Origin of the sequence: Uniformispora flossi (assembly GCF_049534875.1) — a bacterium.
In the GTDB taxonomy this organism is placed as follows: domain Bacteria; phylum Actinomycetota; class Actinomycetes; order Streptomycetales; family Streptomycetaceae; genus Yinghuangia; species Yinghuangia aomiensis.
On the sequence record NZ_JBMULZ010000006.1, the window covers coordinates 1 to 26,162 of the forward strand.

The 26,162-nt window shown below is 66.4% G+C and carries 35 protein-coding genes; 26 read left to right on the top strand and 9 right to left on the bottom strand.

Features of this window, described 5'->3' with window-relative positions; all coding sequences use genetic code 11:
* The first annotated feature begins 114 nt into the window (after positions 1-114).
* The 4 genes from ACPA54_RS15105 (at position 115) to ACPA54_RS15120 (ending at position 2,123) form a co-directional block, all read left to right on the top strand.
* Positions 115-390 (top strand): dsRBD fold-containing protein, encoded by a 276-nt coding sequence (locus ACPA54_RS15105; protein ID WP_423529894.1) that lies wholly within the window; start codon positions 115-117, stop codon positions 388-390.
* Between the two features lie 222 nt (positions 391-612).
* Positions 613-1,044, top strand: a complete 432-nt coding sequence (locus tag ACPA54_RS15110; protein ID WP_423529896.1) for an HNH endonuclease signature motif containing protein — start codon at positions 613-615, stop codon at positions 1,042-1,044.
* A gap of 43 nt (positions 1,045-1,087) precedes the next feature.
* A complete protein-coding gene (locus ACPA54_RS15115) occupies positions 1,088-1,732 on the top strand; it encodes a DUF4406 domain-containing protein (RefSeq protein WP_423529898.1) in 645 nt (214 codons plus the stop codon).
* A 1-nt stretch (position 1,733) separates the two neighbouring features.
* Positions 1,734-2,123: a hypothetical protein gene (locus ACPA54_RS15120; RefSeq protein WP_423529900.1), complete on the top strand. Its 390-nt coding sequence runs from the start codon at positions 1,734-1,736 to the stop codon at positions 2,121-2,123.
* 49 nt (positions 2,124-2,172) lie between these two features.
* On the opposite strand, the gene ACPA54_RS15125 is transcribed toward ACPA54_RS15120, so the two are convergent.
* Positions 2,173-3,462 carry a NucA/NucB deoxyribonuclease domain-containing protein gene (locus tag ACPA54_RS15125; RefSeq protein WP_423529902.1) on the bottom strand — a complete coding sequence of 430 codons (1,290 nt, stop codon included), beginning with the start codon at positions 3,460-3,462 and terminating at the stop codon, positions 2,173-2,175.
* Positions 3,463-3,676: 214 nt separating this feature from the next.
* Here ACPA54_RS15125 and ACPA54_RS15130 point away from each other — a divergent pair, with 214 nt between their 5' ends.
* The 4 genes from ACPA54_RS15130 to ACPA54_RS15145 all read left to right on the top strand — a co-directional run bounded on the left by ACPA54_RS15130 (position 3,677) and on the right by ACPA54_RS15145 (position 7,376).
* Positions 3,677-3,877 carry a hypothetical protein gene (locus ACPA54_RS15130; protein WP_423529904.1) on the top strand — a complete coding sequence of 67 codons (201 nt, stop codon included), beginning with the start codon at positions 3,677-3,679 and terminating at the stop codon, positions 3,875-3,877.
* Positions 3,874-4,689, top strand: coding sequence for a DUF3310 domain-containing protein (locus tag ACPA54_RS15135; RefSeq protein WP_423529906.1), 816 nt, complete (start codon positions 3,874-3,876; stop codon positions 4,687-4,689). The genes ACPA54_RS15130 and ACPA54_RS15135 overlap by 4 nt, the downstream gene beginning before the upstream one ends.
* A 275-nt stretch (positions 4,690-4,964) precedes the next feature.
* A complete protein-coding gene (locus tag ACPA54_RS15140; RefSeq protein ID WP_423530591.1) occupies positions 4,965-5,183 on the top strand; it encodes an HNH endonuclease in 219 nt (72 codons plus the stop codon).
* A gap of 243 nt (positions 5,184-5,426) precedes the next feature.
* Positions 5,427-7,376, top strand: a complete 1,950-nt coding sequence (locus ACPA54_RS15145) for a pentapeptide repeat-containing protein (RefSeq protein WP_423529908.1) — start codon at positions 5,427-5,429, stop codon at positions 7,374-7,376.
* 136 nt (positions 7,377-7,512) lie between these two features.
* Here the strand turns inward: ACPA54_RS15145 and ACPA54_RS15150 are convergent, their stop codons facing one another.
* Together ACPA54_RS15150 and ACPA54_RS15155 are read right to left on the bottom strand one after the other, a co-directional pair.
* Positions 7,513-8,262 (bottom strand): hypothetical protein, encoded by a 750-nt coding sequence (locus ACPA54_RS15150; RefSeq protein WP_423529910.1) that lies wholly within the window; start codon positions 8,260-8,262, stop codon positions 7,513-7,515.
* Between the two features lie 5 nt (positions 8,263-8,267).
* Positions 8,268-8,888 carry a hypothetical protein gene (locus ACPA54_RS15155; protein WP_423529912.1) on the bottom strand — a complete coding sequence of 207 codons (621 nt, stop codon included), beginning with the start codon at positions 8,886-8,888 and terminating at the stop codon, positions 8,268-8,270.
* Between the two features lie 206 nt (positions 8,889-9,094).
* Here ACPA54_RS15155 and ACPA54_RS15160 point away from each other — a divergent pair, with 206 nt between their 5' ends.
* A complete protein-coding gene (locus tag ACPA54_RS15160) occupies positions 9,095-10,192 on the top strand; it encodes an AAA family ATPase (protein WP_423529913.1) in 1,098 nt (365 codons plus the stop codon).
* A 228-nt stretch (positions 10,193-10,420) separates the two neighbouring features.
* Here ACPA54_RS15160 and ACPA54_RS15165 read toward each other — a convergent pair whose 3' ends face one another.
* The 4 genes from ACPA54_RS15165 to ACPA54_RS15180 form a co-directional block, all read right to left on the bottom strand.
* Positions 10,421-10,648, bottom strand: coding sequence for a hypothetical protein (locus ACPA54_RS15165; RefSeq protein WP_423529915.1), 228 nt, complete (start codon positions 10,646-10,648; stop codon positions 10,421-10,423).
* 309 nt (positions 10,649-10,957) lie between these two features.
* Positions 10,958-11,773, bottom strand: coding sequence for a helix-turn-helix domain-containing protein (locus ACPA54_RS15170; RefSeq protein WP_423529916.1), 816 nt, complete (start codon positions 11,771-11,773; stop codon positions 10,958-10,960).
* A 15-nt stretch (positions 11,774-11,788) separates the two neighbouring features.
* Complete coding sequence (locus ACPA54_RS15175) at positions 11,789-12,316, bottom strand: DUF6879 family protein (protein ID WP_423529918.1); 528 nt, start codon at positions 12,314-12,316, stop codon at positions 11,789-11,791.
* A complete protein-coding gene (locus tag ACPA54_RS15180; RefSeq protein WP_423529920.1) occupies positions 12,291-12,530 on the bottom strand; it encodes a hypothetical protein in 240 nt (79 codons plus the stop codon). Before ACPA54_RS15180 ends, ACPA54_RS15175 begins: the two co-directional genes overlap by 26 nt.
* Positions 12,531-12,642: 112 nt before the next feature.
* On the opposite strand from ACPA54_RS15180, the gene ACPA54_RS15185 reads away from it, so the two are divergent.
* The 9 genes from ACPA54_RS15185 to ACPA54_RS15225 all read left to right on the top strand — a co-directional run bounded on the left by ACPA54_RS15185 (position 12,643) and on the right by ACPA54_RS15225 (position 17,034).
* A complete protein-coding gene (locus ACPA54_RS15185; RefSeq protein WP_423529922.1) occupies positions 12,643-12,867 on the top strand; it encodes a hypothetical protein in 225 nt (74 codons plus the stop codon).
* Between the two features lie 102 nt (positions 12,868-12,969).
* On the top strand, positions 12,970-13,209 hold the full coding sequence (locus tag ACPA54_RS15190) for a hypothetical protein (protein ID WP_423529924.1): 240 nt from the start codon (positions 12,970-12,972) through the stop codon (positions 13,207-13,209).
* 1 nt (position 13,210) lies between these two features.
* Positions 13,211-13,399, top strand: coding sequence for a hypothetical protein (locus ACPA54_RS15195; RefSeq protein ID WP_423529925.1), 189 nt, complete (start codon positions 13,211-13,213; stop codon positions 13,397-13,399).
* Positions 13,396-13,578 carry a hypothetical protein gene (locus tag ACPA54_RS15200; RefSeq protein ID WP_423529927.1) on the top strand — a complete coding sequence of 61 codons (183 nt, stop codon included), beginning with the start codon at positions 13,396-13,398 and terminating at the stop codon, positions 13,576-13,578. Before ACPA54_RS15195 ends, ACPA54_RS15200 begins: the two co-directional genes overlap by 4 nt.
* 6 nt (positions 13,579-13,584) lie before the next feature.
* Positions 13,585-13,779, top strand: a complete 195-nt coding sequence (locus ACPA54_RS15205) for a hypothetical protein (protein ID WP_423529929.1) — start codon at positions 13,585-13,587, stop codon at positions 13,777-13,779.
* Positions 13,780-13,993: 214 nt separating this feature from the next.
* Positions 13,994-14,158 (top strand): hypothetical protein, encoded by a 165-nt coding sequence (locus ACPA54_RS15210; RefSeq protein ID WP_423529931.1) that lies wholly within the window; start codon positions 13,994-13,996, stop codon positions 14,156-14,158.
* A gap of 39 nt (positions 14,159-14,197) precedes the next feature.
* Complete coding sequence (locus ACPA54_RS15215) at positions 14,198-15,187, top strand: DUF932 domain-containing protein (protein WP_423529933.1); 990 nt, start codon at positions 14,198-14,200, stop codon at positions 15,185-15,187.
* Between the two features lie 279 nt (positions 15,188-15,466).
* The gene (locus ACPA54_RS15220) at positions 15,467-15,658 is read left to right on the top strand and encodes a helix-turn-helix transcriptional regulator (RefSeq protein WP_423529935.1); all 192 of its coding nucleotides are present in this window, start codon (positions 15,467-15,469) and stop codon (positions 15,656-15,658) included.
* A 53-nt stretch (positions 15,659-15,711) separates the two neighbouring features.
* The gene (locus tag ACPA54_RS15225; protein ID WP_423529937.1) at positions 15,712-17,034 is read left to right on the top strand and encodes a tyrosine-type recombinase/integrase; all 1,323 of its coding nucleotides are present in this window, start codon (positions 15,712-15,714) and stop codon (positions 17,032-17,034) included.
* A gap of 41 nt (positions 17,035-17,075) precedes the next feature.
* Here the strand turns inward: ACPA54_RS15225 and lpdA are convergent, their stop codons facing one another.
* Positions 17,076-18,482, bottom strand: coding sequence for a dihydrolipoyl dehydrogenase (lpdA, locus tag ACPA54_RS15230; RefSeq protein ID WP_423529939.1), 1,407 nt, complete (start codon positions 18,480-18,482; stop codon positions 17,076-17,078).
* Between the two features lie 199 nt (positions 18,483-18,681).
* Complete coding sequence (gene dprE2, locus ACPA54_RS15235; RefSeq protein WP_423529941.1) at positions 18,682-19,413, bottom strand: decaprenylphospho-beta-D-erythro-pentofuranosid-2-ulose 2-reductase; 732 nt, start codon at positions 19,411-19,413, stop codon at positions 18,682-18,684.
* 252 nt (positions 19,414-19,665) lie between these two features.
* Here dprE2 and ACPA54_RS15240 point away from each other — a divergent pair, with 252 nt between their 5' ends.
* The 8 genes from ACPA54_RS15240 (at position 19,666) to ACPA54_RS15275 (ending at position 26,153) form a co-directional block, all read left to right on the top strand.
* Positions 19,666-20,733 (top strand): ABC transporter ATP-binding protein, encoded by a 1,068-nt coding sequence (locus ACPA54_RS15240; protein WP_423529943.1) that lies wholly within the window; start codon positions 19,666-19,668, stop codon positions 20,731-20,733.
* On the top strand, positions 20,733-21,551 hold the full coding sequence (locus ACPA54_RS15245; RefSeq protein WP_423529945.1) for an ABC transporter permease subunit: 819 nt from the start codon (positions 20,733-20,735) through the stop codon (positions 21,549-21,551). Before ACPA54_RS15240 ends, ACPA54_RS15245 begins: the two co-directional genes overlap by 1 nt.
* A gap of 164 nt (positions 21,552-21,715) precedes the next feature.
* Positions 21,716-22,435 (top strand): amino acid ABC transporter ATP-binding protein, encoded by a 720-nt coding sequence (locus tag ACPA54_RS15250; RefSeq protein ID WP_423530593.1) that lies wholly within the window; start codon positions 21,716-21,718, stop codon positions 22,433-22,435.
* Between the two features lie 14 nt (positions 22,436-22,449).
* Positions 22,450-23,373, top strand: a complete 924-nt coding sequence (locus tag ACPA54_RS15255; RefSeq protein ID WP_423529947.1) for a glutamate ABC transporter substrate-binding protein — start codon at positions 22,450-22,452, stop codon at positions 23,371-23,373.
* Between the two features lie 58 nt (positions 23,374-23,431).
* On the top strand, positions 23,432-24,076 hold the full coding sequence (locus ACPA54_RS15260; protein WP_423529949.1) for an amino acid ABC transporter permease: 645 nt from the start codon (positions 23,432-23,434) through the stop codon (positions 24,074-24,076).
* Positions 24,073-24,942 carry an amino acid ABC transporter permease gene (locus ACPA54_RS15265; protein WP_423529951.1) on the top strand — a complete coding sequence of 290 codons (870 nt, stop codon included), beginning with the start codon at positions 24,073-24,075 and terminating at the stop codon, positions 24,940-24,942. Before ACPA54_RS15260 ends, ACPA54_RS15265 begins: the two co-directional genes overlap by 4 nt.
* Positions 24,943-25,012: 70 nt before the next feature.
* Positions 25,013-25,240, top strand: a complete 228-nt coding sequence (locus tag ACPA54_RS15270; protein WP_423529953.1) for a hypothetical protein — start codon at positions 25,013-25,015, stop codon at positions 25,238-25,240.
* A gap of 400 nt (positions 25,241-25,640) precedes the next feature.
* Complete coding sequence (locus ACPA54_RS15275; RefSeq protein ID WP_423529955.1) at positions 25,641-26,153, top strand: GtrA family protein; 513 nt, start codon at positions 25,641-25,643, stop codon at positions 26,151-26,153.
* Positions 26,154-26,162: the final 9 nt, after the last annotated feature.

A 26,162-nucleotide genomic window follows, 5' to 3' on the forward strand; every position in this document is an offset into this window, starting at 1 on the left:
AGGAACCACCCGCTCGAACAGCTCGTACAACTCGTCCGGCACCAAACGCTCAACCATCGACACCAGCCCAGGCTACCGAGCCAAATGAGATGACGTCTAAAGGAGACCCGCACCATGGCAAAGCTTCCCGAGACCATCACGCTCGCCTACGACCTGACCCCGTACCCCGTCGGCATCCCCGTCTCGCCGACGCACCGCATCCTCGCGGACCGGAACGCCACCGTCGCCGAGGTCACTCTGCACCGCGGCGGCTACTTCGGCGAGACCATCCGCGTCACCGGCTCGTCCAAGCGCGCCCCCGGCGACCCGCACAATCCGGCGCTCGGCGAAGCCCTCGCCCTCTCGCGTGCGTACGCCGCCCTCGCCGAGAAGCTCGCCGAGGCCCTGTGAGCAGCGCCGAACGGCGGCCCGCGGCCGCGCACATCGTCATCGCCGCGCTCAACGCCATCGACTGGCAGCAGCAACTCGACACCTAGTTCGCTGAATTCGACGACACCGGCGACGCCCGACGCGACATCGCTGCCGCCCTCGACACCGCCGAAGTCCGCATCACATGGCCCGGCCGGTTCTCGACGTGGAGCACCACCCTCAACACCACGGAGTGGGGTGGCGGTGCCGGCTAAGCATCCGGACGACAAGGCCCGGCTGCGCTCCTTCGTCGAACTCAAAGACGGCCACTGGTTGTGGACCGGCAGCACCAACCGGAAGGGCTACGGGCGCTTCTGGTTCCAGGGGCGCAGCGAGGAAGCGCACCGGGTCGCCTACGAACTCTTCGTAGGGCCGATACCTGACGGGTTGCAGATCGACCACGTCTGCCGAGTACGGCCGTGCGTGAACCCTGAGCACCTCGAACCGGTCACTCATGAGGAGAACTACCGGCGCGGCAATGGAGTGTTCGGGCCGCCTCCCTTCGAGCGCTGCCGCTCGGGACGGCATCTCATGTCGCAGACGCGCGTCTTCCGGGGCATCAAGAACCCTCGTCCGCGTTGCGGGGTCTGCGAACAGGAACGCATACAGAGCTACAAAAGCAAGAAGGGAAGGTGATGCAGGGAGATGGGCAAGATCTACATCTCCGGTTTACGGCCCCATGACAGGCATACCGGAGCACAACTACCCAGCGTTCCACCGGGCCGAGGAGCGGCTGAAGGAGCGCGGCTGGGACGTCACGAATCCCGCGCGCCACTTTGACGGCGACACAGACCGCGACTACGACGAGTACATACGGGCCGACCTCACCGAGCTTGTAGACCCGCACGTGATCGCGATTTTCATGCTCGAAGGCTGGCAGAACTCCAACGGCGCCCGCCTTGAACACGCCATCGCGCGCAACCTCGGGCTCCAAGTCCTCAGCGCAGCAGCAGATGCCGCCGCGCAGCCGATCGAGCTGGAAGCGCAGCAGCTCGTGCGCAACGGGGCCCGGCAGCAGGTGTACGGGCACCCGCGGAGCGACTTCCAGCGGACGGCCGGCATCTGGTCCGGTTACCTCTCGGCGAAGCTCCGCGAGCCCATCGCCCCCGAAGACGTGGCCCTGATGATGGCCGGACTCAAAATGTCGCGGCTCGCCGCAACGCCCGGCCACCGGGGACTCCATCGTGGACCTGGTCGGCTACGCCATCTGCTTCGACCGGCTCAGCGAACCCGGGGTGCCGCGACACGCTTGAATGGGGGAAGATGGTCGTGTATACGACAAGAGTCACGAGGAGAATTAATTGCCTACGAAAAACCACGATAAGGTGAAAGTTGAATACTCGATCTTTGGGATCGAAGATGATGAAATTAATCCATTAGTGCCATGGATTCACATCGAGCTGCCACGCTACGGATTCCGCACCGGCCTTGGCGGCGCGGTCATCGTTAGCGGGATTCAGGAACATGACGCGCACGTGGAACTGATGCACGAGCCTCCGGGAGACTACGACGCAGAGTGGGAATTTTTAGGAGAACAGGAGTACCAAACTACGTCAGGGGAAGTCCGGGCGTGGACTCTACTCTCCGGGCCCACAGACGTGAAAATCACCCTCAACAGTCGATCGCGATATTCCATGCACGTATATCGACGCAAAATGGTTGACAGTGCGGGCACCCCCGGAGAGAAATACAATATTCACTTTTGCGAATCTTGAAGTTGGGGCCCCGCGCCCCATGGCCAGCGCGGGGCCCCAATTCTGGAGCTTAGTAAGCCCAGACGTAGAACGGGTCCAGGTGCAGGGTCCGGGCCTTCAGGTAACAGTCGGCCAGGTAGAAGCCACCTTTGCTGTTCTCACCCCCGGGTATATATTTTACGGAAAAGTCCCCTCCGGAATTTCCACCCTCGCGGGTGGAATTGAACGGGAATTCGTCGCATTCCTCGCCCGGTTGATGCGGCGGAAGCAGCGCACATTCGCGATTCTTCGCGTTCGTGTTACCGCGTTCCACTTGGCCGGCCTCGTCGTTCCATGCTGCGTAGTTACGTTCCAAGGGGAACGCCGAAGCCTCGTCGCTGACAAGCGTGTTGAAGTTTCCGGGCGCACTGGGATAGGCGTCGTAAAACTCCTTGATGTGCTGTGAGACCGCGTTGTAGTCGGTGCCCGTAACGCGGTGCGGGAACACTTTGTAGACCAGCGGGAAGGACGACGCGAGCTTCTGCGAGAAGTATGGAGCGGAGTCCTGTCGCACCGTATTCGCCGCGCCCCACGCCCACTCCGCATTTGGCGCATCCGGGGTAATCGTGGCAATATTCACGCCAGTCATGTTCCGCAATTCGATGAAGTCGCCAGTCTCGGGACACTTAACGTTCCAGGTCGCGTATCCCGATGGATTCGACCACTCGCTGACGGTCAAGACGGCAGGGTTCTGACTGTCCTGAATTTGGCACTCACCGCCGGTTCCGTTGTCGAGCACGAGGCCGGTCTCAAGACGCGAGTTAACGTTGAAATCCCCCGACGGCTTGAAATTGTACGCAGTGAACTTAACTCCAAAGTCTCGTGATCCGCCTTGCACTCTGGCTGTAGTAACCTGCGTCCAGGTGAGCGTTCCCTTTACCTGGTTACCCACGCCCCAGACCGAGATGCCGTTGATTCGATGGCACCAGTTCCAAGTATTTCCGTACTCCCCGCCGTCATCGGCAGCCCCGGGAGCCGTCTTGCATTTCTCTAGGTCGTCGTCAAGAGTCGACGCTACGGGAGGCGGCTCCTGTTCGGCCGGGTCGACGATAACGAATTCTCCCAGCTGCTTTCGCTTAACTGAGATTTCATCCTCTGTGGTGGCTGACTGCGGTCGAACTTTGGAGCTTAGCCCGAAGCTCTGGAGCAGCGTCGCGCGGTCAATTGTGCTTCCGACTGGCGGCGGGACAACCTCGTCGTAGGTCGTGATGGTCTGGGACCATTTTTGGGGTTGAGCCTGGGCTGAGGGCGCTGCCATAACTGCGCCAGAGATCATGGTTAACGTTGCCGCAAGGCAACCAATTGCCTTTTTCCTGATCAACGAATCTCTCCCCATCGCGATGGCGTCTTTGCGCCCACGGTAGGAGGCTCAGCGAGCCTTTGCGCAAAACAGTTGGTTTCAAACCATCCATTTTGCGCGGCAAAATGCGTATCAAAATTCGCGCAAAATTGCGCAAATCATCAGCTTCTCCCTGCGTCTCCGGCACGTGCGCACGCACCCGTCACCACGCTCCACAGAAAGGCCGTACGTCCCGATGCCTGACATCTACTCGTACAACGTGCTCGTCCGCGTCGACATCGACCGTGAGGCCTGGCGCAACAGCGGGGGCGGCGACCGGCCCTCCCGCGCCGAAGTCGCCCAGCGCCTCAACGAACACCTCGGCGGCCTACCCGGCGTCCAATCCGCCGAGGTGTTCCGCGTCTACGGCCGCAGCACGAAAGACGACGACGGATGAGCGACGACAAGCCGACCTGCGGTGAGCCGAGCGACCACTACGCAGGCTTCACCGCCGAATCGAGGCACTGTGACTGCCTCTGCCCGAAGTGCACATCCGACGACGGCGAACAGTGCCTCTGCGCTTGGTGCAATGACGTCGGACACGACCACGGGGCGCGCAACGAAACAGCGCTCAACGCCCGCCTCACCGCGGGCATCGAGCAAGTCCGACGCGGCGAAACCCACGACCTCGGCAGCTTCACCGAACGCCTCGCACCCTGCGAGAAGCGGAACCATCCCGGCTTCGAATGCAACGACGACTGCCCCGACGACGAGGAGTCACCAGGAATGGGCATGGCCCGCTGCTTCGCGACGTACACGTTCATGAGCGGGACCGTCGTCGGATGCGGTCTCGGGCCTGATCACGAAGGCCGACACAAGGGCACCGACGGCGTCACCCGCGACTACGAATGGGACGTCTTCGACGCCTACGAAGCGCGCAACAACAAGCTCGACTGGCGCCGTCGGGTCATCCGTCCGGCTGTCGACGAAGACGGAGAGGCCGGCGAGCCGAACGAAGCGCTTCGTGAAGCCGCGCAACGCCGCCGCTCGGTCGTCGCCGACGCGGTGAACCACCCCAGCCACTACAACCAGCACCCGGTGGAATGCATCGTCATCGCGGAGACGATGAGCTTCTGCCAGGGCAACGCGTTGAAGTACCTTTGGCGCGCCGGGTCCAAGGGACCCGAGATCGAAGACCTCAAAAAGGCCGCCTGGTACGTGCAACGCGAGATCGACCGCCTCGAACAAGCGCGGTCGGCCGACAGTTGATGCACGATCTCGCTGGCCAGCGCTTCGCTCGGCTCCTCGTCATCAGACGCGTGCACGACGGCAAGCGAAACGTCCGCTGGGAATGCCAATGCGACTGCGGATCAACTACTGTCGCGATCACCGGCAACCTGCTGCGCGGCCGCCATAAGAGCTGCGGCTGCCTCCGACGCGAGCGAGTCGAATGGACCTTCAGTGACGGCTATGCCCTCGTGACGGCCCCTGGGCACCCGCGAGCTGGCAGGTACACGGGCCGGGTGCGAGAACACATCCTCGTCATGGAATCGCTGCTTGGCCGCTCCCTGCTTCCCGGCGAAGAGGTCCATCACAGGAACGGCATCCGAGACGACAACCTGCCCGAAAACCTTGAGCTTTGGACAACAGGCCACCCGACCGGTGGCCGCGTTGAGGACCAAGTCGCTTGGGCCACGCAGATCCTCAGGACGTATGCGCCTGGGCTTCTACAAAACCGCGAAAGGCACGAACCCGAACCATGACCGAACCCGACACGCGCGTCTACACGGGGCCGGACAGCACTGCCTCGCACCTCCTCGCGCCCTTCGACTCCCCCAACTCGTACGCGTCCGCGCGATGCGGCCGCGAACCCGCCTGGCCCTGCCTCTGGCTCGGCACCGGCAGCCAAAACGAATACGACCACGCCGCCCGACTGCCCGCTCTGCAAGAAGTGCGGGCGGGCGGCAAGATGAGTCCGTCAATCCAGCGCCACCGCAACCGTCTTGATGACCGCCATCGTCTGTCCCGGTATGACCACGCAAGCCGGCCCCGCCCCGGTGCCGCCCTTATGGCCGCACTGTGGACTGGGCACAAGCCCGACTGACCCTGTCGGCTGCCAAGGCCGCCGCGTCGACCCCCATACGCATTGCCTTGCGCACCTAACGGCCGCCGACCGCGCGTCCTATCTCGCTGGACTGGCACCCGGTGACGACGTCGACCACCGCGGCACAACCCTCGCTCGCACGGACCTGGACGACCTCCTGGACGCTCTTTCCAACCCCGGAGCCGCCACGCCCGAGATCGGTGAGGCCGACTTCAGCGGCGCGGTGTTCACGGAAACCATCGAGTTCCGCGGCGCGAGGTTCAATGGGCAAGCTGCGTTCGCTGAGGTGACGTTCGCCGGAAACGTATGGTTCCCAGACGTGGCGTTCGCGGGAGACGCCATATTCGAAGGTGCGACGTTCAACCGCGGGGCTGATTTCCGCGATGCAACGTTCGCGCTTGACGGTCGATTTGAGGGCGCGAGGTTCACTGGCATCGCTGAGTTCCGCGGCGCGAGGTTCAACGGCGACGCTTGCTTCGAAAGCGTAACGTTCGTCGACGATGCCCGGTTTCCGAAGGCCACCTTCGAAGACTTGGCCTTTTTTGATTGCGCAACATTCGCCGATATCGCTTGGTTCGGTGACGCAACCTTCAATGGAAACGCCCGGTTTCCGAACTCAACATTCAATGCTGAAGCCGACTTCGACGGTGCAACCTTCGCCAGCGATATCGACTTTGTCGGCGCCACGTTCGGAGACATTCTGTTCCGCCGTGCGACGTTCACCCAGACGGTTGCGCTCGGACCGATGGTGTGTCAGAGGCTGAACTTGTCTGGGGCAACGTTTCGTGCGGCGCTAACCGTCGAGGTCGCGGCGACGCGTGTGGTCTGCATCCGAACCCGGTGGGAACAAACGGCAACCCTGCGCTTGCGTTACGCAGCGCTCGACCTGACCGACGCGGTCCTCACTCAACCGCTTGCTGTCACCGCTCACGCTGTTCCTTTCACACGGTGGGCAGGGGGTGGGCCCAGGCCAATCGCAGAACCCGGCCTGTCGGGATCACCCACGATCCGTGTGGAGTCGTTGCGCGGGGTAGATGCTATGCACTTGGTGCTGACTGACACTGACCTGACCGGCTGCCGCTTCGCTGGCGCCTTCCATCTAGACCAGATCCGTCTCGAGGGCGACACGGTTTTCTCAGAGCCGCCGGTCGGCTGGCGGCTGCGCTCCGGGGTTCCCGCCCGCCTGACTCGACGCCGGACCCTCGCCGAGGAGCACCACTGGCGTGCGCTGAGCCCAAACAACCCGGCCCCGCCACGCGGTTGGACGGACGGCCCCGATCATCCTGACCAGGATCTAACTCCCGGTCCGCACGACGTGGCCCCCCTCTACCGGGCGCTGCGCAAGGCGTTTGAAGATGCCAAGAACGAGCCGGACGCCGCGGACTTCTACTACGGCGAGATGGAGATGCGGCGTCACGACAAGCGGCGCCCGTTCGGAGAACGTGCGCTCATCACCGGCTACTGGCTCCTGTCCGGCTACGGCCTGCGTGCCTCCCGGGCCCTCGGATGGCTACTCGCCGCCATGACCGCCACGGTGCTCGCGATGATGCTGTGGGGCCTCCCCACGCACGACCCCAAACCCCACACCACCGGCACGCTCCCCGCCGCCGGCCAACGCGTCGACCTCGTCACCGACAACCCCGACCCCGAGCTGCACGGCTCGTACGGCAGCCGCTTCACCGAACAGCGCACCGAAAAGGCCGCGCGCGTCGTCGTCAACAGCGTCGTCTTCCGATCCAGCGGCCAGAACCTCACCGCCGCAGGCACCTACATCGAAATGCTCAGTCGATTCACCGAGCCGGTGCTGCTTGCCCTGGCAGCTCTGGCAGTTCGCGGCCGGGTCAAACGGTGACCTTACGCCACCTACTTCGCCCTTCAGCGAACCTGCGGGGCTGCGTCCTGACCGCCCGGGAAGAATCCGTGTCCCTCCCAGGCGGCCGTTAGACCTCTTTACTGCGTCCGCGCACCGAGAGGCATTGTGGCGAAAATTAGGGTGCCGCCGTTGGAATAGTCACCGTAATTGGACCCTGTGTCCGAGGTACGGCGACCGGGAACTTCTCGGCCATGGTCGCCCGATAGCGCTCGGGCCCGTCCAAGCCACTGTACTTGATGCTAATTGGGTCCGGAGAAGTGGTGCTGAGCAGCTGAGATATTGCGGCCGCAGGTTGGCCAGCAGTCTTAGACAAGACCCCCTGAGCCATCAGCTTTCCGCCGGAATTGTCCCCCTTGCCTATCTGCTGCTGCTCGTAGGGAATCGTCGAGAAAGACGACCAGCCGTCACCGCCTTTGTCCGTATGGTCCCGGTAAACGGCCGTAATGTACGTCGACCCAACTTCCAAGCGCGGCATGCCCTCGCTAGTAAACGCGGTGCGCTTTCCTTTTCGCACGATCCATCCGGACGCCGTTGCCTGCATTGTTTGCGGCGCCGCGTCAGCACCCGCACGGCTCCAAAGGACTTCCCTCACAGTCAACCTGAGGTCGCGCATAATCAGGCCCTCATGTCGCGACGCGACCTGGGTATCGGGCAGCTCACGCTCCTCGGAAACGGTGACGACGAGCACGTGATCACCATAGCTGACCCAGTCCGACGGCTCCGATGCCGGAATGAGCAGCGCCGCCTGTGCCGTTTCGACGCTGTTTCGATCACCCGGCGCCTGGCTGCATGCGGTCATTGCCAGACCGGCGGCCAATATGATTGCAAACCTGAAAAATTGGCGAAGGGAATCCACTTCCGCCACCCCCGTCAGTATGTCGCATTGATAATGTCTATGTTGCTATACCCATACCATTGATCGTTCCAGGTGTAATTCATGCAGGCAAGGCGCGCATCGTTGATGTCGAGCGCAGGGTACGCCTCTGGACCGTGCATGAGGCCGACCGCGTGCCCCATTTCGTGGCATGTCAAATATTGACTCGGGTAGTTCGTATTGAATCGGACGTAATGCTGATCGCACTTAAGGGGAGTGACGGCGTCATCACACCACGTTTGCCCGGCGACGCCCTCGTCGAGAGGCCCCGTCTGAAAGATGATATCCGTTTCTGCATCACCTTCATAGACAGGAAGTTCTCCGGTGAAATCCAAAACTGAATTGTCATTCAAGTCTTGGATTGCAGCAAGGAATCCAGTATAGCCTATTATGGGATCCGCTTGCTGATCAATTGCACCAGTCAGGTCGCGGTTATCGGTCTGGCAAATCGTGCCACCGATCACCCCATCTTGGCAGGGCCAACCATAATTAAGCGTCGGAAACATGTTATCGGTTACTGGGGCCGCGCCTGCCGATCCGCTCGAAGTGGCTATAGCCGCGAAAGAAAGCGCGATGGCCCACGCCGTGCGCGTGATACCGAAGAGTCGTTTCTTCATTGACTTCCCCCGAAATCTTTGACGACCAACCGATCATTTCAGGCTACGCGCCCCGCCCATAGGAGTTCAAGGGTAGAGAGGAATAACACCACAAGCCCCCATCTTTTATCCTCGACAACAGCGAAATTAAATAATGGGACTATCCAGCCGATATCCCCCCAAAATTCGCAATCATTCAACGGGGACACGAAGGGAACGCTGATCGAGTGGCGGAACCCCAGCAGACCGAAATCGCCGTCGTCCGCCAGCTCGACATCGCGCCCATGTCCAGCGTCACCCCGAAGCGCGTGCGCTGGCTGTGGAAGGACCGCATACCCGTCGGCGAACTCACCCTAGTGGCCGGGAAGGGCGGCATCGGGAAGTCCACGCTGCTCGCTGAATGGTGTGCGTGGATCACGACCGGCCAGATGAAGGGCGAGTACTTCGGGGAGCCCCGCGACGTCTTGTACGTCGTCAACGAAGACTCCTTGGAGTACACGGTGGTGCCGCGGCTCCTCGCGGCCGGCGCCGACCTCTCCCGCGTACACCGCGTCCGCGCGAACATCGGCGGCCGCTGGGACCGGGTCATGCTGCCGCTCGACTGCGAACGGCTCCACGAAGCCGTCAAGCACTTCGGCGCGCCCGTGGTGTTCCTCGACCCGCTGTCGTCGAACCTGACCGCGAAGAAGATCGACCAGGACGAGATGCGCGGCGCCCTCGAACGCATCCGCAAGACCGCCGAGCAGTCTGAAGGCGCTTTCGTCGGGCTCGCCCACACGAAGAAGGCGCTGACGACGAACCTCCTCGACGCGATCATGGGCTCCTCGGAGATGGCCAACGTGTCACGGTCCGTGATGGGTGCCATGCGCGACCCCGACGCCGACGACGGCTCGATCGTCCTGAGCCAGGAGAAGAACAACCTCGGGCGGCTCGACCTGCCGTCGTTCAAGTACGGCATCGCGACCGAATGGCTCGGCGACCCGCTCGACCCCGACACCATCCAGACGTCGAAGATCGTGTGGCTCGGGAAGACCGACCGCACGGTCTCCGACATGCTCGCCGAGGGCCCGCGCGAAGGCGGAAAGACGGCGCTCGCCGAGGCCGTCGATTTCGTGCGCGTCTACCTGGTGCAGGGCGGCGGCCAGGCGATGCGCGGCGAAGTCCTCCGGGACGGCCAGAAGGACGGTCACTCGCGGTCTGCGATCGAGCGGGCCGCGAAGAAGCTCGGGGTCCTGTCGACGGCGTCCGGGCAGGGCGCGATGCGGCTGTGGTCGCTGCCGGTTTCCCCGCCCGATGCGTCAGGTTCTCCCGCTGTGAGGGAATGAGGGAATTGGGGGGATTGCTCACGGCGTAGACACGGAGTGTGACAGTGAGAGAGCAATTACCCTCCGTATCCCTCAGTCACGGAGAGACATAGATAGAGGTAGATAGATATATATCTTCTTCTTCTCTTCATTCACCCCAAATCCCTGTCCCGGAGCCCCTTGAGGGACTGTCCACAGAGAGCCACCCCCGTCAACACAGCGTGACCGGTCCTTTGCGTGGTCGAACGATCACCGATCGTCCCGATCGTCGACCGGGCGCAGCAGCCACCACGGCAAGACGATCAGCCGCCCGTCACTATGCGCGCGGATCGTCGCCGAGCCATTCTCGGAACGCTCCTCAACAACGCCAATCCCACCGCCAGGCAGATGGACGATCGGATGCTCGACCCGATGCCGGACGAGCGCCGCATACGTCTCCGCGTCCGCCAGCCTCGCCAACTGCTCAAAGGTCGCCATCGTCGGCCCCTCCCCGTCCCGCCCCGGTCACTGCCGGGCACGCACCCTGACCTCTTCTCGCCCTCGGGCAACGACACGGCGGCCACGCCCCGAGGCGCTCCGGCGGTAGATCCGGCGCCGACCGGCGCGAGACTTCCGTGACTTCCGAAGGTGGGAGCGCTTGGCCGTCGGGGAGCACACCGAACGTGCGCAGGGTCATCAGGTGGTGGACCATCGTGGAGGCTCCCCGAGGTTGCCGCGGCTTCCGACAACCACGCTAGGAACCAGGCTCAATTCAGCTCCACCGTGTTCCACGGAATTCCACGCGGCTCACCCGAGAGAGTCGACGGCGGCCGCGACGAGCGACCGGGCGCGTTGGCCGTACACGGCGACCTTGCCCAGCTCGGCGAAGGCTTTCGCATACACGGCGACCTCTCCGGGGGCCGTCATCGTCACCGCTGCCGTCAGCGTTTCGACCTGCGCCTGTTCGGCGTCGTAGATCGAGAATGTTTCGACGACCCACATGTGCCGCGGCGCGGCGAGCGGGATCACGCCAATCGAGACGGTGGGGAACGCCATCGCGGACAGCAGGTAGCCGAGCTGGTCGGCCATGGCGTCGTCGTCGCCGACCCGGTGCCGCAGCACGGACTCTTCGATGAGGAACGCGAACCTGCGGCGTCCCTGCCGGAGCACGCGGGAGCGCTCCATGCGGGCTTCGACGGCGGCCAGCACGTCGTTGACCGTGCCGCGGAACTCGGTGATGTCCGTCAGCAGCGCGGTCGCGTAGCCCTCGGTCTGAAGCAGGCCGGGCACCACATTCGAGCTGTAGACGCGGAAGCTCTGAGTCCGCTCGAACAACGGGACGTACGACTCTTGGAGTCGCCGGAGCCCGGTCCGCTGTACCCGCTTCCACTGCACGTACATGGAGTCGACGGTGCGGGTCGCCGCGATCAGGTCTTCGGCCTGGTGGTCGGCGCCGCACACCCGGCACCAGATCCGGATGTCGTCGACGGACGGCAGGGTCTCGCCGTTTTCGAGCCGGGCAAGCTCGCGGCCGGACAGCGGTGCTTCTTTACGCAGCTCGCGGAGCCGGACTCCCAGCTCGTTGCGTGCGGCTTGGACGGTTGATGATGGCGAACGCGGCATCGACGGTGCGGCTTGTCAGATCCGGTACTCCGCGTGCGGTGTCGCCCGGTCCCAGACTTCGTCGAAGGCGCGGGCACAGAGCCGCAGCACCGCGGGGTCGTCGTCGACTTCGTCGCCTAGGTACGTGCCGTCTCCGGCGAAGTACCCGAACCTGACGATCGTGTCGTCGAACAGCCAGAAGTCGTTCCCGGGCATGCCGATGTCGGACGTCTTGCGCCGCGACAGCCACCGGACGTCTTCGCCTGCGTAGACGTTGGCGAACGTCCGGTCGTACAAAGCGTGCGTGTATTCGCTGACCGGTTCGGAGACGACCCGGGCCCGGCGCACGGCGACGCCGCGGGCAACGGTTTCCTGCACCAGGTCGAGCCAGGGATGCCACCACAGCTCGCGCGGGCTGTCGGCGGTGTGCCGCACGCCCGCCTTCCAGTCCGCGATGCGCTGGGCCTCGTAGGGGTCCGTGTAGGAGTCCCGCAGTTCGAGGTGCAGCGCCTGCTTACGGCACCCGGCCAGCAGTTCTTCAAACGGCGGGGCGTTCCGCAGCATCACATGCCTTTCGGATGACGTCGGCCATGCGGAAGGGCACCCGGATCACTGCTTCGGTGTCCGGAATCGGCCCCGTTTCGCGGCACTCGGCGAGCGTGGCTTCTTCGGCCTTCCAGCCTTGGATGAGGATTTCTTGCGCGTCTTCGTCGACCCAGGCGGTGGGGCAGTTCGCCCCGTCCGTGCCCGAATCTTTCCCGATGAACCGTAGACCCACTGTCGCCCCCGAGGCTCGTGTGTTCCGCAGAGTTCTACGACCCTCACGCCCTGGTGCACGCTCCGTCAAGAGCTGCGTGCGCTGAGTCGGGCCATGTCCCCCGGGAGAGTGCGTGCCGCATGAGCATCTGATCACCACGCCCGCGACGGCCCGGATCTGCCAGGCCTGCGACCGCCCGGTGCTCGCCGGGTACATGGCCGGTCTCCTGGTGGTCGCCGACCCGACCCCTCTCGACCTCGACGGCTACCGGGCGGCGTTGGTCGCGGGCCGCAAGACCGTTCGCCTGGTACGTGGGCCCGTCCACGAGATCGCCAAACACCACGGTCTCGCCGCATGAGCAAGAGGTGATCCGTATCTCGATGACGCACCGTCCGAGAAGCCGGTGCGCCGTCGAGACGCCGATGACCGAGCCAAGTCACAACCCAAGAAGATGAGAACGATGCGAAACCATCCCCAGGGCCGCGCGCCGCTCCGCGTCACCGGACCTCTGGTTTCCCACGGCATGCAAGTGCACAAGGCGTCCAGCTACGGCGAGTGGACCAACGCGCACGGCGTGATCTTCACCGACTACACCACCGCATGCGGGCACACCGGAACTCTCTCCGGCGGCTCGCCGAGCAACATCCGCCCGTCTGGCTTCGCGCAAAATGGCGAACTCTGCAAAGCCTGTTGGGGCTGACATGAACGCCACCACCCCGGCGGGTCGCTGCGAGAGCTGCGGCGGCCCGGCGCACCCGGAAGCCCCGTACTGCGCCGAGTGCATCGACTACATGGAGTCGATGCCTCCGATCACGATCGGTGGTTCGCGGCGCGGCATCCACTGGATGACCCCCGAACCGGTCGTGCTGCCGAAGGACCGAGAACGATGACCGACCTCCAAGTCGATGACTACGTCAGGCACATCGACCACCCGACAAGCAGCTTCGGAGTTATCCGGGAGATGCCCGACGACGATCACGCGACCGTCGAATGGGCGCTCATGGGCGCCGAGAACCTGCGCACCCACCACATCGCGGACCTGTTCCGCGACCGTCCCTTGAAGAAGTGAAATGCCATGACCACCACGCTGGTCGCCGAGGACTACATCGCGTCGTACGTCGACGGGCAAGCCGCCCCGTACGTGACGCGGCACCACATCGAAGAGTCTCCCGAGGATCTGGCGGCGCCTACGGTCGCCTACCACGACTCGCGGCACGAGCCGCCGACGCTCGGCGAACTCCTCCACTCCAACATCCCGGCCCCGCGGTGAGCGTGGACGGCACGGCAGAGCGCGCACGCCGACCCGCAAGGGAAAGGCCCACGGGCCCGCGCACATGGCCCCGTTTGGACATGCCGGAGTGATCACCGGCCCCTCAAGCCCGAAGGTGCACTGTTAGGGCGGCGGGTTAAGGCAGGTTCGATTCCTGCCGGGGCTTCCATCGCAAGACCAAGACCCGCAAGTGATCGGCAAGACCATGACGACCGTGAAGCAGCTCATTGAGGCGCTCGCAACGCTGCCTCCCGACGCGACTGTGATGCTCGTCAGGGATCCGGAGTGGAACGACGAGAGTCCGCTGTGGCGTATCGAGCAGGACGCGGCCGGCCCCGGGGAGTCCGCGCGGGCCGTGTACCTCCGCCCTAGCCGCTGAGACCGAAGCAAAACGACCCGCGAGTGATCGGCAAGAACGATGTCCGCTGAAACCCTGACTTGGCTGTCCGACAACACCCTGATCGGCTTCACCGAGAAGCGCGGCCACGCGTGGCACTGGCGCGAAGGCGACAACAACCACTACCCGGGCGCGGTCCCGGTGAGCGTCGTCCATGAGCGCCTGTTCGCGTGGACGGCCGTCGAGTCCCCGATGTACTACGAGTACGACGACGAGATCCGGCAGGCCGCGGGCCGCAAGGTCATCGTCCGCTCCGACAACGCCGAAGCGCTCGGCGTGTTCAAGGACGGCTACCAGCCGCACCAGTACGGCGAATGGCTCATCGACAACGTGGCCACGCTGCTGGATGCCGACCTCGGCATCGGTTCGGCTGGCCTGCTCCGCGGCGGCGCGGTCGCGTGGGTGTCCGTCGAGGTGCCCGACTCCATCACCATGCCCGAGGGTGTGGTGTTCCGCCCGAACCTGGTCGCGGCGACGAGCTTTGACGGCTCCGTGGCGACCACGTACAAGCGGGTCGTGACGAACGTCGTCTGTGACAACACGCTCGGCGCGTCGCTCCGCGAAGACGGCCAGGAATTCCGGGTGCGGCATTCGCGGAACAGCATGGGCCGCATCTCGGATGCGCGCGAAGCTCTGGCGATCGTGCACGAAGCCGCTGACGACTTCGCAGCCGAGGTCGCGCGGCTGACTGCTACCGCGGTTTCCGACCGCGAGTTCTTCGACTTCGTGGAGCAGCAGTTCGCGCCCGTCCCGAGGGACGCGAAGACGTCCCGCGGCGAGACGATCGCCCTGAACAAGCAAGCCGCGCTGAAGCGCATGTGGCGCGACGACGAGCGGGTGGCTCCCTGGCGGGGCACCGCATTCGGGGCGTGGCAGGCCGTCAACACCTACCGGCAGCACGAAGCCCCGGTTCGGGGCGGCGAGCGCGCCGAACGGTCGATGATGGCCGCGATCGACGGCCGCACGCAGAAGGCCGACGAAACCGCGCTTGCGGCTCTGGTGGCCGGGTAGCCATGGCCAGTTACTACGGGATGGGGCGCGCCGCGCGTTTCGCAGCGCCCTCTGTTCCGGCGGTGACTGAGATTGAGCCAGGCGAGATCGTCGTCAGGATCGCGCCTGGCTCGGAGCCGGACTCGCTGGGACGTGTGCAGTTCTTCGCGTTCTGGCGGGACGAGCTGCCCCGAGCGGCGTGCGGGGCCAGGTGTTCCACACCGACCCTGACTCGTTCGCTGAACGAAATATGACAGGCGGCTACCAGATCCGCCGGGACGAGTGAGAGGTCAGCGGCGCATGTGCGACAAGCATCTGTCGGTCGAGGATCTCGCGAAGCGCGAGCAGGTTCCGGTGGACACCGTCTATCAGTGGAACTACCGCCACACGGGGCCCCGGTACATGAAGGTCGGCCGGCATGTCCGCTACCGGCTCGCCGACGTCCTCAAGTGGGAGGACTCCCAGTACGTGGACGTCGAGGACGCCTCGTAAGGTTTGCGCTCTCCCCCAGCCAGGGGGCAGAGCATCGAAAAGAGTGAACGACCATGGTCCAGATATACGACCGGTGGCATCTGTCAAGACCTCCTGACGGCGCGGAACCGTGCCGCGAGCACAGCACCAAGACAAAGAAGCTCGTGCCCGGCTCCCAGCACATGAAGGGGAAGCGTTGGCAAGTCCGCTACCGGCTCAACGGCGAGCAGCCCAAGGAGAACTTTGCGACCTATCCGGCCGCCGAGTCCCGCGCTGCGGAGATCAAGACCGAGCTTGATAGGCAGACGTTCGTCGCCCCGGGTGCGGGGAAGGTCACCGTCGAATCAAGGGCTCGGGCGTTCCTGGCCGGTCTGACGAACGACCCGACGACGGTCCGCATCTGGACCGGCCACGTCGAGGCGCACATCATTCCGGCGTTCGGCGACATGGAGATGCGGGCGGTCAGGCCGTCCACGATTCAGCAAGTCGTGAAACGAATGGACGCCTCGGGCTTGGGCCCTTCGACGATCCGGGACATCCTGAGCACGCTGTCATCGATCTTCAACATCGCTGTTGAGGACGGCGTTGTGACGAAGAATCCGTGCCGGTCCAAGGTGGTGAAGCCGCCGACGCTATCGCGGCGGAAGGCGCAGCCGTGGCCGGTGGCAGACGTCTTGGCGGTGACGGAGGCTCTTCCGGAGCGATACCGGTCATTGCCGGTGGAAGCGTTCGGCTGTGGGCTTCGGCAGGGTGAGGCGTTCGGCCTTGCCGTTGACGACGTCGACTTCCTGAGGCGCGAAATGCATGTGCGCCGTCAGGTGAAGATCGTCGAAGGCAAGTTGGTGTTCGCCCTCCCGAAGGGCGGCAAGACCCGCACGGTGCCGCTGCCTGAAGAGGTCGCGAATCGGCTGAGTCTCCAACTGAGCAAGGTTCCGGCGGTCGAGGTGACGTTGCCGTGGGCGAAGCCGGACGGCAAGGAAGTAACCGTTCGGTTGATCACCACCACCGAATCCGGTGAGGCCCTGCGCCGGATGTCGTTCAACAAGACATGGATACGGGCGCTGCTCGACGCCGAGGTGACCACCGCCAAGGTGGTGCAGCGACGGCGCACCGACGAGGAGCGAGCCCGTGAAGGGTTGGGCCGGACGTCGGACTCTCGCCAGTTCGGGATGCACGCGTTGCGCCACACCTACGCGAGCGTGCTGCTCGACGCAGGCGAGAGCATCCGGACCCTGGCGGACTACTTGGGGCATGAGGATCCGGCGTTCACGCTGCGGACCTACACGCACCTGATTCCGTCGAGCCGGGCTCGGGCTCGGGCAGCCGTCGACCGCGCGTTTGAGGACGCAGCCGACGGCGCCGAGGAAACCCGAAGTGCCCTGGATGTGCCCCGCTAGGGGTTCAGGAGCACGTTTCCGCAGGTCAGGGGCCCTGCAAGTCACATATTGATCATGTGCCCCGCCAGCCCGTGGACGGCTTCCTTGACCGCCTCGCCGAGTGTCGGGTGTGCGTGCACGTTTCGGGCGATCTCGTGCACGGTCAGGTCCCACTGCTGCGCCAGGGTCAGTTCCGGCAGGAGTTCGGTGACCTCGGGGCCGATGAGGTGGGCGCCCAGCAGTTCGCCGTACTTCGCGTCGCTGAGGATCTTGACGAAGCCGACGGCCTCGCCGAGCCCGTGGGCCTTCGCGTTGGCGGTGAACGGGAACTTGGCGACCTTGACGTCGTAGCCCTGCTCGCGGGCCTGGGCCTCGGTCAGGCCGAAGCTGGCGATCTGCGGCTGGCAGTACGTCGCGCGCGGGACCATCACGTACTCGACGGGCATGGTCTCCGCGCCGCCGATGGTCTCGGATGCCACCACGCCCATCGCCTCGGCGGTGTGCGCGAGCATGAGCTTCGCCGTCACGTCGCCGATCGCGAAGATGTGCGGCACGTTGGTGCGGCAGTACGCGTCGATGTCGATCGCGCCGCGCTCGGTGAGGGCGACGCCGGTGTTCTCCAGCCCGTAGCCCGACACCCGCGGCTGGAAGCCGATCGCCTGGAGGACCTGCTCGGCTTCGAGGACCTGCGTCCGGCCCTCCTTGTCGGCGACGGTCACCCGCACGCCGGCCCCGGTCTCCTCGATCGACTGCACGCCGGTCGACGTCATCACGGTGATGCCGAGCTTGCGGTAGCGGCGGGCGAGTTCCGCGGAGACGTCCTCGTCCTCGAGCGGCACCATGCGGTCGAGGAACTCGACGACGGTGACCGCCACGCCGAAGCTGTTCATCACGTACGCGAACTCGACGCCGATCGCGCCCGCGCCCACGATGACGATGCTGGCCGGCAGTTTGTCCGCGAGGATCTGCTCCTCGTACGTCCGCACCCGGTGCGACAGCTGCGTGCCCGGCAGCAGCCGGGTCGTCGCGCCGACCGCGATGATGCAGTTGTCGAACGTGACCGTCGACGACCCGCCGTCCGCCTCGGCGACCCGGAGGGTGTGGTCGTCGAGGAACGTGCCGCGGCCGTTGTACTGCGTGATCGCGTTCTTCTTCATCAGGTAGTGGACGCCCTTGACGCGGCCGTCCGCGACCCGCCGGCTGCGCGTGAACGCCTCGCCGTAGTTGAGGTTGACGGGCCCTTCGATCTCGATGCCGAAGCCCTTGGCCTCGTGCGTGACGATGTGCGCCAGCTCGGCACTGCGCAGCAGCGCCTTGGAGGGGATACAGCCGACGTTGAGGCAGACGCCTCCCCAGTACTTCTCCTCCACGATCGCGGTGCGCAGCCCGAGCTGCGTCGCGCGGATCGCGGCGACGTAGCCGCCCGGGCCCGCTCCCAGGACCACCACGTCGTAATGTCCGTCGGCCATGCCGGATTCCCCTCTCGAACGCGACTGCGGTGCAGTCGTACGGTGCGGTCGTACAGCCGTGCTGCGGGCGGGCCGCGGTCGGCGACCGCGTGCTCGCCCTGGTTCGACGGTCCTATCCCAACATCACGCGCGGGTGCGTGCGACGCCGGGTCCGGGCCGGTGTGCGCTCGGCAACCGAAGACGCCCGGAAGCCGACCGGTCAGCGTGGGAGCCTCCGCCACAGCGGTCTGGGCATCATGCGCATTCCCGCGAATACCGGGCGCAGAGCCGCGGGCACCCAGACCTCGCCCTTGCCGCGCAGGAGGGCCTTGACGGTCGCGTCGGCGACCTGGTCGGGCGTGCTGGACAGGGGTGCCGGGGTCATGCCCTCGGTCATGCGCCCGACGACGAACCCGGGACGCACCAGCAGCAAATGGACGCCGCTGCCGGCGAGCGCGTCGGCGAGTCCGCTCGCGAAGCCGTCGAGCCCGGCCTTGGCGGAGCCGTAGACGTAGTTGGCGCGGCGGACCCGGACGCCGGCGACCGACGAGAAGACCACGAGCCGCCCGTGGCCTTGCTCCCGGAGCCGGGCGGCCAGCCGGGTGAGGATGCCGACGTGCGCGACGTAGTCGGTGTGCACGATGGCGAGTGCGTGTTCGGCGTCGGCTTCGGCGAGCGCCTGGTCGCCGAGGATGCCGAAGGCGGTGACGACCACGTCGAGGGGGCCGTACGCGGCGGCGATCCGGTCGAGGAAGGCGGCGTGCCCGCCGGTGTCGTCGGCGTCGAACTCCTCGCGCGCCACGTCGGTGGCGCCCGCGGCGCGGAGCGCGGCCTCTTCGGCGTCGAGTTCGGCGCTGCGCCGGGCGGCGAGGACGATGCGGCGGGCGCCGCGCCGGGCGAGCCGTTCGGCGACGGCGACGCCGATCTCGCTGCGGCCGCCGAGGACGAGCACCGTCCCCGGGTGCGAGCCGGGCGGAGGGGGCAGAGGACGCGAAGAAGGCGCATCATGCACGGACGGTGACGGACTACCGGTGGGAGCGGAGTTCACAGGCGACAGTCTGCCGGATACCCCCGGCGGCCCGCTGACGGGGCGTCACGCGCCGCCGTGGGGGTCTGACTGTGCGTCATCCGAACGGTCCTCGGATCGCGGCCGTGTGCCGCGCGCCTGATGGCGCAAACGGGCGGCCGAACGCAAGGTAGACGCATGATCGTCGCGCAAGGACTGACCAAAAAGTACGGCGACAAAACGGCCGTCGACCACGTCGACTTCGCCGTCCCGGCGGGTACCGTGACCGGCTTCCTGGGCCCGAACGGGGCGGGCAAGTCGACGACGATGCGGATGATCCTCGGGCTGGACCGGCCGACGTCGGGCACGGTGACGGTCAACGGCCGCCAGTACGCGGGCTTGTCGGCGCCGCTGCGCGAGGTCGGTGCGCTGCTCGACGCGAAGGCGATGCACGGCGGCCGGACGGCGTACAACCACCTGCTGTGGATGGCCGCGTCGAACCGGCTGCCGCGCCGCCGGGTGGACGAGGTGATCGACATGGTCGGGCTGCGGGAGGTCGCGCGGAAGCCGGCCCGGGGCTTCTCCCTGGGCATGGGGCAGCGGCTGGGGATTGCCGCGGCGCTGCTGGGCGACCCCGGGGTGCTGATGTTCGACGAGCCGGTCAACGGGCTCGACCCCGAGGGCATCCTGTGGATCCGCACGCTGATGAAGCAGCTCGCCGCGGAAGGCCGGACGGTGTTCGTTTCCAGCCACCTGATGAGCGAGATGGCGGTGACCGCCGACCATCTGGTGGTGATCGGCCGCGGCCGCATTCTCGCGGACACCGACATGCGGTCGTTCATCGACCAGAACTCCACGAACTACGTGCGGGTGCGCTCTCCGCAGCAGGACCGGCTGGAGACCGTCCTGCGCGAGTTCGGCTGGGAGGTCGCGGCGCTGCCGGACGGGGCGCTGCGGGTCGACGGGCCGGACACCGCGCGGGTCGGCGACGCGGCCGGCCAGGCGGGTTTGTGGCTGCACGAACTGACGCTGGTGCAGTCGTCGCTGGAGGAGGCGTTCATGCGGTTGACGGCGGAGAGCGTCGAGTACCACGCGGGGGTGCCGGGCATCCACACTCCCGCGCATCCGCCGCACGACGGCGACGGGGAAGGAGCCGCGCCGGCCCCCGGGCCGTCGACGCAGGCGCCGCGGGAGACGCAGGCGCCGCCGGGGTGGGGTCCGCCGCGGCGGGCGGGCGATGCCGGGCGCGGGCAGGGGGGCGTGTGATGACGACCGAGGTATTGCTGCCGGAGGGCGACGCCCAGCCGGAGGGGCGGATCGGGTTCGGGGCGTTCCTGAACGCCGAGTGGATCAAGATCCGTACGGTGCGGTCGACGTTCTGGACGCTGGTCGCGCTGGCCGTGGTGAGCATCGGCCTGACCGTGTTGTTCTGCGCGTTGTCCGCGAATTCAATCGCGAACGGTTCGGAGCGGGACACCCACCCGGACGAGCTGATCTCCGTCGGCGTGGTGTTCGGGCAGGTCGCGGCGCTGGTACTGGGTGTCCTGGTGATGTCGTCGGAGTATGCGACGGGGATGATCCGGGCGACGCTGACGGCGATGCCGCGGCGGACGACGGTGCTGGTCGCCAAGGCGCTGGTGCTCGCGGCGATGCTGTTCGTGATCGGCACGATCGTGGCGTTCCTCGGCTACTTCGCGGGCAACGCGTTCCTGGACGCGAAGGACATCGGGGTCCCGCTGAGCCAGGACGGCGTCGTGCGCGCGCTGATCGGCAACGGCCTGTACCTGGCGGTGCTGGGGCTGTTCGGGTTCGCGCTGGCGCTGCTGATGCGGCACACCGCGGGCGCGATCACCGTCGGCCTCGGGATGATCTTCGTGATCGGGTCGCTGGTCGGGCTGCTGCCCGGCACGTGGGGCGACTGGGTGGCGAAGCTGATGCCGGGCAACGCGGGGTCCCAGGTGACGGTCGCGCACCAGTACCACAGCGACCAGTTGGGGCCGTGGACCGGTTTCGGGGTGTTCTGCGCGGAGATCGCGGTGCTGCTGATCCTGGGCTGGATGCGGTTCACCCGCAAAGACGCGTGAGCGACGCTGAGCCGGACGGGTGAGGGGGTGTCGCTCGTCCGGGTGCCGCCCCGGCGGCGCGCCCTCGGGCGGCGCGGCACCCGGGCAGGGTGGCGGGTGTGACCGACGCACCAACCGCCCCGACGCCCCCGGACCCGGCCGCTTCCGGCGGCCCGCTGGTCGTGATGCAGGGCGTCAACAAGCACTTTGGGTCGCTGCACGTGCTGCGCGACATCGATCTCACCGTCGACGAGGGCGAGGTGGTGGTCCTCATCGGCCCGTCCGGCTCCGGCAAGTCGACGCTGTGCCGGACCATCAACCGACTGGAGACCATCGAGTCCGGCACCATCACGGTCGCCGGCCGGCCGCTGCCGGAGGAAGGCCGCGGGCTGGCCAAGCTGCGTGCCGAAGTGGGCATGGTGTTCCAGTCGTTCAACCTGTTCGCGCACAAGACCGTGCTCGACAACGTCACCCTCGCCCCGCTGCGGGTGCGGAAGATGCGCCGGGACGAGGCCGAGCGGCGGGCCCGGGCACTGCTGGACCGGGTGGGGCTGGCCGACCAGGCGGGCAAGTTCCCCGCGCAGCTGTCCGGCGGGCAGCAGCAGCGGGTGGCGATCGCGCGGTCGCTGGCGATGGATCCGAAGCTGATGCTGTTCGACGAGCCGACGTCCGCGCTCGACCCCGAGATGATCAACGAGGTCCTGGAGGTCATGCGGTCGCTCGCCGCGGAGGGCATGACGATGATCGTCGTCACCCACGAGATGGGGTTCGCCCGGTCCGCCGCGAACCGGGTCGTGTTCATGGCCGACGGGCAGATCGTCGAGGCGCGCAAGCCCGCCGAGTTCTTCGAGTCGCCGAACACCGCGCGGGCCCGCGACTTCCTGTCGAAGATCCTGCACCACTGAGGGAGACGTTCCGCATGCCCACGACTCCCCCGCGGCGGGCGGTACGGCGCGCCGCCGCATGCCTGCTGGCCGCGCTCGCCGTGCTGCCCGCCGCCGCGTGCGGCCGCTCCGGGACGCCGCCGCCCAAGGGCCCCAACCAGGGGCACCTGCCGACGTACACCGTCAACGACGCCGCGAACGTGCCCGACTCGCCGACGTGGCGGGCCGCGAAAGCCCGCGGCCACCTGGTCGTCGGCACCAAGGCCGACCAGCCGTACGTCGCGCAGCAGGACCCCGCGACCGGCTACTACTCGGGCTTCGACGTCGAGATCGCCAAGATGATCGCCGCCGACCTCGGGTTCCCCGCCGACCGCATCGAGTTCAAGACGATCACGTCGGCGAACCGCGAGACGGCCATCCAGAACGGCCAGGTCGACTACTACGCGGGCACCTACACGATCAACGACAACCGCAAGAAGGTCGTCGGGTTCGCCGGGCCGTACTACATGGCCGGACAGGGCCTGCTGGTACGCACCGACGAGAAGCACATCAACGGCATCCAGGACCTGAAAGGCAAGAAGGTCTGCTCGGTGGCCGGGTCGACGCCGTACCAGCGGCTGCAGAAGGACTATCCGCAAGTCGAGCTGGTCGGCTACGACAGCTACTCGGTGTGCGTCGACAACCTGATCAGCTACCAGGTCGCCGCGGTCAGCACCGACGACACGATCCTCAAGGGCTACGCGGCCAAGGTGCCGGACCAGCTCAAGCTCGCCGGACCGCTGTTCTCGGAGGAGCCGTACGGCATCGGCGTGCCGCGCGGCGACCGGGCGTTCCGGCTGGCCATCGACGACGCGATCGCGCACAACGAGCAGAACGGGAACTGGAAGGCCGCGTACGACGCCACGCTCGGCCTGTCCGGCGTCCCCGCGCCCGCTCCCCCGCCGATCGACCGCTACTAGCCGGCCGGGCGCCGAGAAACGCCGGGTCCCGCCGAGTCACGCCGAGAAAGCGGAAGCGATGAACGTTCTCACCGAAAACTGGCACACGTACTGGGAAGGCTTCGTCGGCACCGTCGAACTCACCGCGGCGTCGTCCGCGCTCGCGCTGCTGCTGGGGGTGCTCGTGGCGGCGTGCCGGGTGTCGCCGATCGCGCCGATGCGGCTGTTCGGCGCCACGTGGGTCAACATCCTGCGGAACACGCCGCTGACGCTGCTGTTCTTCGCCGTCGTGCTGGGGCTGCCGCGGTTCGGCATCGTGCTGCCGTTCTTCCTGTTCGCGGTCCTCACGCTCGGCTGCTACACGTCCGCGTTCATCTGCGAGGCGGTGCGGTCCGGCATCAACACCGTGCCGACCGGGCAGGGCGAGGCGGCACGCAGCCTGGGCCTGTCGTTCGGGCAGACGCTCGGCGTGATCGTGCTGCCGCAGGCGTTCCGGTCGGTGCTGCCGCCGCTCGGGTCGACGCTCATCGCGCTGGCGAAGAACTCGGCGATCGCCGGGTCGTTCAGCGTCGTCGAACTCCTGGGCACCTACCGCACGCTCAACGAACTGGGCTTCAACATCGTGTGGACGTTCGTCTGGATCGCCGTGGGCTACCTGATCATCACGCTCTCCATCAGCCTCGTGTTCCGGATCATGGAGAAGCATTGGGAGGTGGTCCGGTGAGCAGCGCGCTCTACGACCAGCCGGGACCGGCCGCACTGCGGCGCCACCGCCTGTACGGCGCCCTCGCGTCGCTGGTCCTCGCGGGGATCGTCGCGTGGATCGTCTACAAGCTGGTCGACACCGGGCAGTTCGCCGCCGAGAAGTGGAGCCCGTTCACCTACGTCGGCATCCAGGAGCTGCTGTGGCGGGGCCTCCAGCACACGCTGAAGGCGTTCGCGTGGGCGGCGGTGCTGTCGCTGGTGTTCGGCGCGGTGTTCGCGGCGGGTCGGCTGTCCGACCACCGGGTGATCCGGTGGGCGTCGACGGTGGTCGTCGAGTTCTTCCGGGCGATGCCGGTACTGGTGATGATCTTCTTCATCTTCATCGCGCTCAAGGTCGAACCGCAGTGGGCACTGATCAGCGGACTGACGCTGTACAACGGCTCGGTCCTCGCCGAGGTGTTCCGGGCGGGCGTGCACGCGGTGCCGCGCGGCCAAGGCGAGGCGGCGTACGCGCTGGGCATGCGCAAGACCCAGGTGATGAGCCACGTGCTCATCCCGCAGGGCGTCCGCACGATGCTGCCGGCGATCATCAGCCAGCTCGTCGTGGCGCTGAAGGACACCTCGCTGGGCTTCCTCATCTCCTACGAGGAGTTCCTCTACGCGGGCAAGCAGATCGCCACGAACCTCGACTACAGCCTGCCGTTCATCCCCGTCGTCATGGTCATCGCGCCGATCTACATCGGCATGTGCATGCTGCTGTCCGGACTCGCGAAGTGGGTGGAGTCCCGCGGCCGTCGGAGCAAGCGGCGCGTTCGGCCGATCGGGCGGCGTCGCACGCCTGCGGTTGCCGTACCTCCCATGCCCGGACAAAGTGGCAGTGACTGATCAAGTGTCATATCAACGTATTGGCGTTGATATGCGCTTGCTGCTGCCTATGCTTTGCGGCTGGAGTGCCATGACCATCGCCGGCGGACTCGCCCTGATCATCCTCGGCGCGATCCTCAAATACGCCATCACCTGGGACCCGACGTGGGTGAACCTCGACGTCCTCGGCACCATCCTCATGGCGGGCGGCGCGGTCGGCCTGCTCGCCGGGATCGTGGCGACCGCGCTGCGCCGCCGCTCCCGCTCCGGGGCGGACGTGTACGAGCAGCGGTACTACCGCGATCCGCCCAGCCCCTGACAGCCCCTCGCAGCCCCTGACAGCCCCTCAGGCCGCGCCCGGCCGCCTCGGGCAGTGGCGCGGAACACACCCCCGGACGGGATTCCCGTCCGGGGGTTCTTTGTTGTCCTGCTATGCCACACCGATGAGTTCGCGGCCTCGCCGCGGTCTGCAAGAGAGGAAGCCGGGTCACGTGCCGGATCGCCGGCCGGAGCAATTCCGGAGGCATAGCGGAACGGACCTTTCCTAGATGGCTCGTAGAGTCGTCCGGGACGGACGGCATGGCGGGCAGTCCCCCACCGCAAAGGTGGGGCTGGCCCCACGTCGGTTCGGCTGCCGGCCCCATGGGCCCGGCGGCCCTGGGTTTCTAGGTTTGGGGCATGGCGGACGACAGGGTCCGTCCGGGGACGAGGAGCCGTACGTGAAGACCAGCCGCAGCGCGATCCGCACCGCCGCCACCGGCACCGGCCCCGTCGCCTCGTTCGTCCGCTTCGTGGTCTTCGGCGGCGGCACCGGCATCGCGGCGAGCGGCGTCCTGGTGGTGCTCACCGCGTACTTCTCCATATCGCTGGCGATCGCCAACGCCGCGGTCACCGTCGTGTCCACGATCGCCGCCAACGAACTGCACAGCCGCATGACGTTCCGCAGCGACCGCCGCGGCTGGCGCATGCACCTCCAGTCCAGCGGCACCGCCGCGGTCAGCTACCTGTTCACCACCGCCGCCATGCTCGCCCTGCACGCCACCGCCGGATCCCCCGGCGTGATGACCGAGCAGGCCGTGTACCTGTCGGCCTCGGGCCTGGCGGGCATCGGCCGCTTCGCCGCGCTGCGCGTGTACGTCTTCGCCCGCGGCATCGGCGGCACGAGCACCGCCGCCGTCGGCCGGACGCTGACTCCGGCCATCGACCGCGGCGCGGTGACGGTCGCGGCTTGAGGCTGCCGC

Bases quoted from the DNA above. Each gene is read 5' to 3' on its own strand.
- ACPA54_RS15115 (WP_423529898.1), top strand. From the start codon at position 1,088: ATGACAGGCATACCGGAGCACAACTACCCAGCGTTCCACCGGGCCGAG.
- ACPA54_RS15165 (WP_423529915.1), bottom strand. From the start codon at position 10,648: ATGGCGACCTTTGAGCAGTTGGCGAGGCTGGCGGACGCGGAGACGTAT.
- ACPA54_RS15240 (WP_423529943.1), top strand. From the start codon at position 19,666: ATGATCGTCGCGCAAGGACTGACCAAAAAGTACGGCGACAAAACGGCC.
- ACPA54_RS15170 (WP_423529916.1), bottom strand. From the start codon at position 11,773: ATGCCGCGTTCGCCATCATCAACCGTCCAAGCCGCACGCAACGAGCTG.
- ACPA54_RS15190 (WP_423529924.1), top strand. From the start codon at position 12,970: ATGCGAAACCATCCCCAGGGCCGCGCGCCGCTCCGCGTCACCGGACCT.
- ACPA54_RS15135 (WP_423529906.1), top strand. From the start codon at position 3,874: ATGAGCGACGACAAGCCGACCTGCGGTGAGCCGAGCGACCACTACGCA.
- ACPA54_RS15260 (WP_423529949.1), top strand. From the start codon at position 23,432: ATGAACGTTCTCACCGAAAACTGGCACACGTACTGGGAAGGCTTCGTC.
- ACPA54_RS15220 (WP_423529935.1), top strand. From the start codon at position 15,467: ATGTGCGACAAGCATCTGTCGGTCGAGGATCTCGCGAAGCGCGAGCAG.
- ACPA54_RS15250 (WP_423530593.1), top strand. From the start codon at position 21,716: ATGCAGGGCGTCAACAAGCACTTTGGGTCGCTGCACGTGCTGCGCGAC.
- ACPA54_RS15175 (WP_423529918.1), bottom strand. From the start codon at position 12,316: ATGCTGCGGAACGCCCCGCCGTTTGAAGAACTGCTGGCCGGGTGCCGT.
- ACPA54_RS15270 (WP_423529953.1), top strand. From the start codon at position 25,013: ATGACCATCGCCGGCGGACTCGCCCTGATCATCCTCGGCGCGATCCTC.
- ACPA54_RS15215 (WP_423529933.1), top strand. From the start codon at position 14,198: ATGTCCGCTGAAACCCTGACTTGGCTGTCCGACAACACCCTGATCGGC.
- ACPA54_RS15140 (WP_423530591.1), top strand. From the start codon at position 4,965: ATGGAATCGCTGCTTGGCCGCTCCCTGCTTCCCGGCGAAGAGGTCCAT.
- ACPA54_RS15225 (WP_423529937.1), top strand. From the start codon at position 15,712: ATGGTCCAGATATACGACCGGTGGCATCTGTCAAGACCTCCTGACGGC.
- ACPA54_RS15255 (WP_423529947.1), top strand. From the start codon at position 22,450: ATGCCCACGACTCCCCCGCGGCGGGCGGTACGGCGCGCCGCCGCATGC.
- ACPA54_RS15195 (WP_423529925.1), top strand. From the start codon at position 13,211: ATGAACGCCACCACCCCGGCGGGTCGCTGCGAGAGCTGCGGCGGCCCG.
- lpdA (WP_423529939.1), bottom strand. From the start codon at position 18,482: ATGGCCGACGGACATTACGACGTGGTGGTCCTGGGAGCGGGCCCGGGC.
- ACPA54_RS15200 (WP_423529927.1), top strand. From the start codon at position 13,396: ATGACCGACCTCCAAGTCGATGACTACGTCAGGCACATCGACCACCCG.
- ACPA54_RS15130 (WP_423529904.1), top strand. From the start codon at position 3,677: ATGCCTGACATCTACTCGTACAACGTGCTCGTCCGCGTCGACATCGAC.
- ACPA54_RS15145 (WP_423529908.1), top strand. From the start codon at position 5,427: ATGACCGCCATCGTCTGTCCCGGTATGACCACGCAAGCCGGCCCCGCC.
- ACPA54_RS15205 (WP_423529929.1), top strand. From the start codon at position 13,585: ATGACCACCACGCTGGTCGCCGAGGACTACATCGCGTCGTACGTCGAC.
- ACPA54_RS15245 (WP_423529945.1), top strand. From the start codon at position 20,733: ATGACGACCGAGGTATTGCTGCCGGAGGGCGACGCCCAGCCGGAGGGG.
- ACPA54_RS15105 (WP_423529894.1), top strand. From the start codon at position 115: ATGGCAAAGCTTCCCGAGACCATCACGCTCGCCTACGACCTGACCCCG.
- ACPA54_RS15155 (WP_423529912.1), bottom strand. From the start codon at position 8,888: ATGAAGAAACGACTCTTCGGTATCACGCGCACGGCGTGGGCCATCGCG.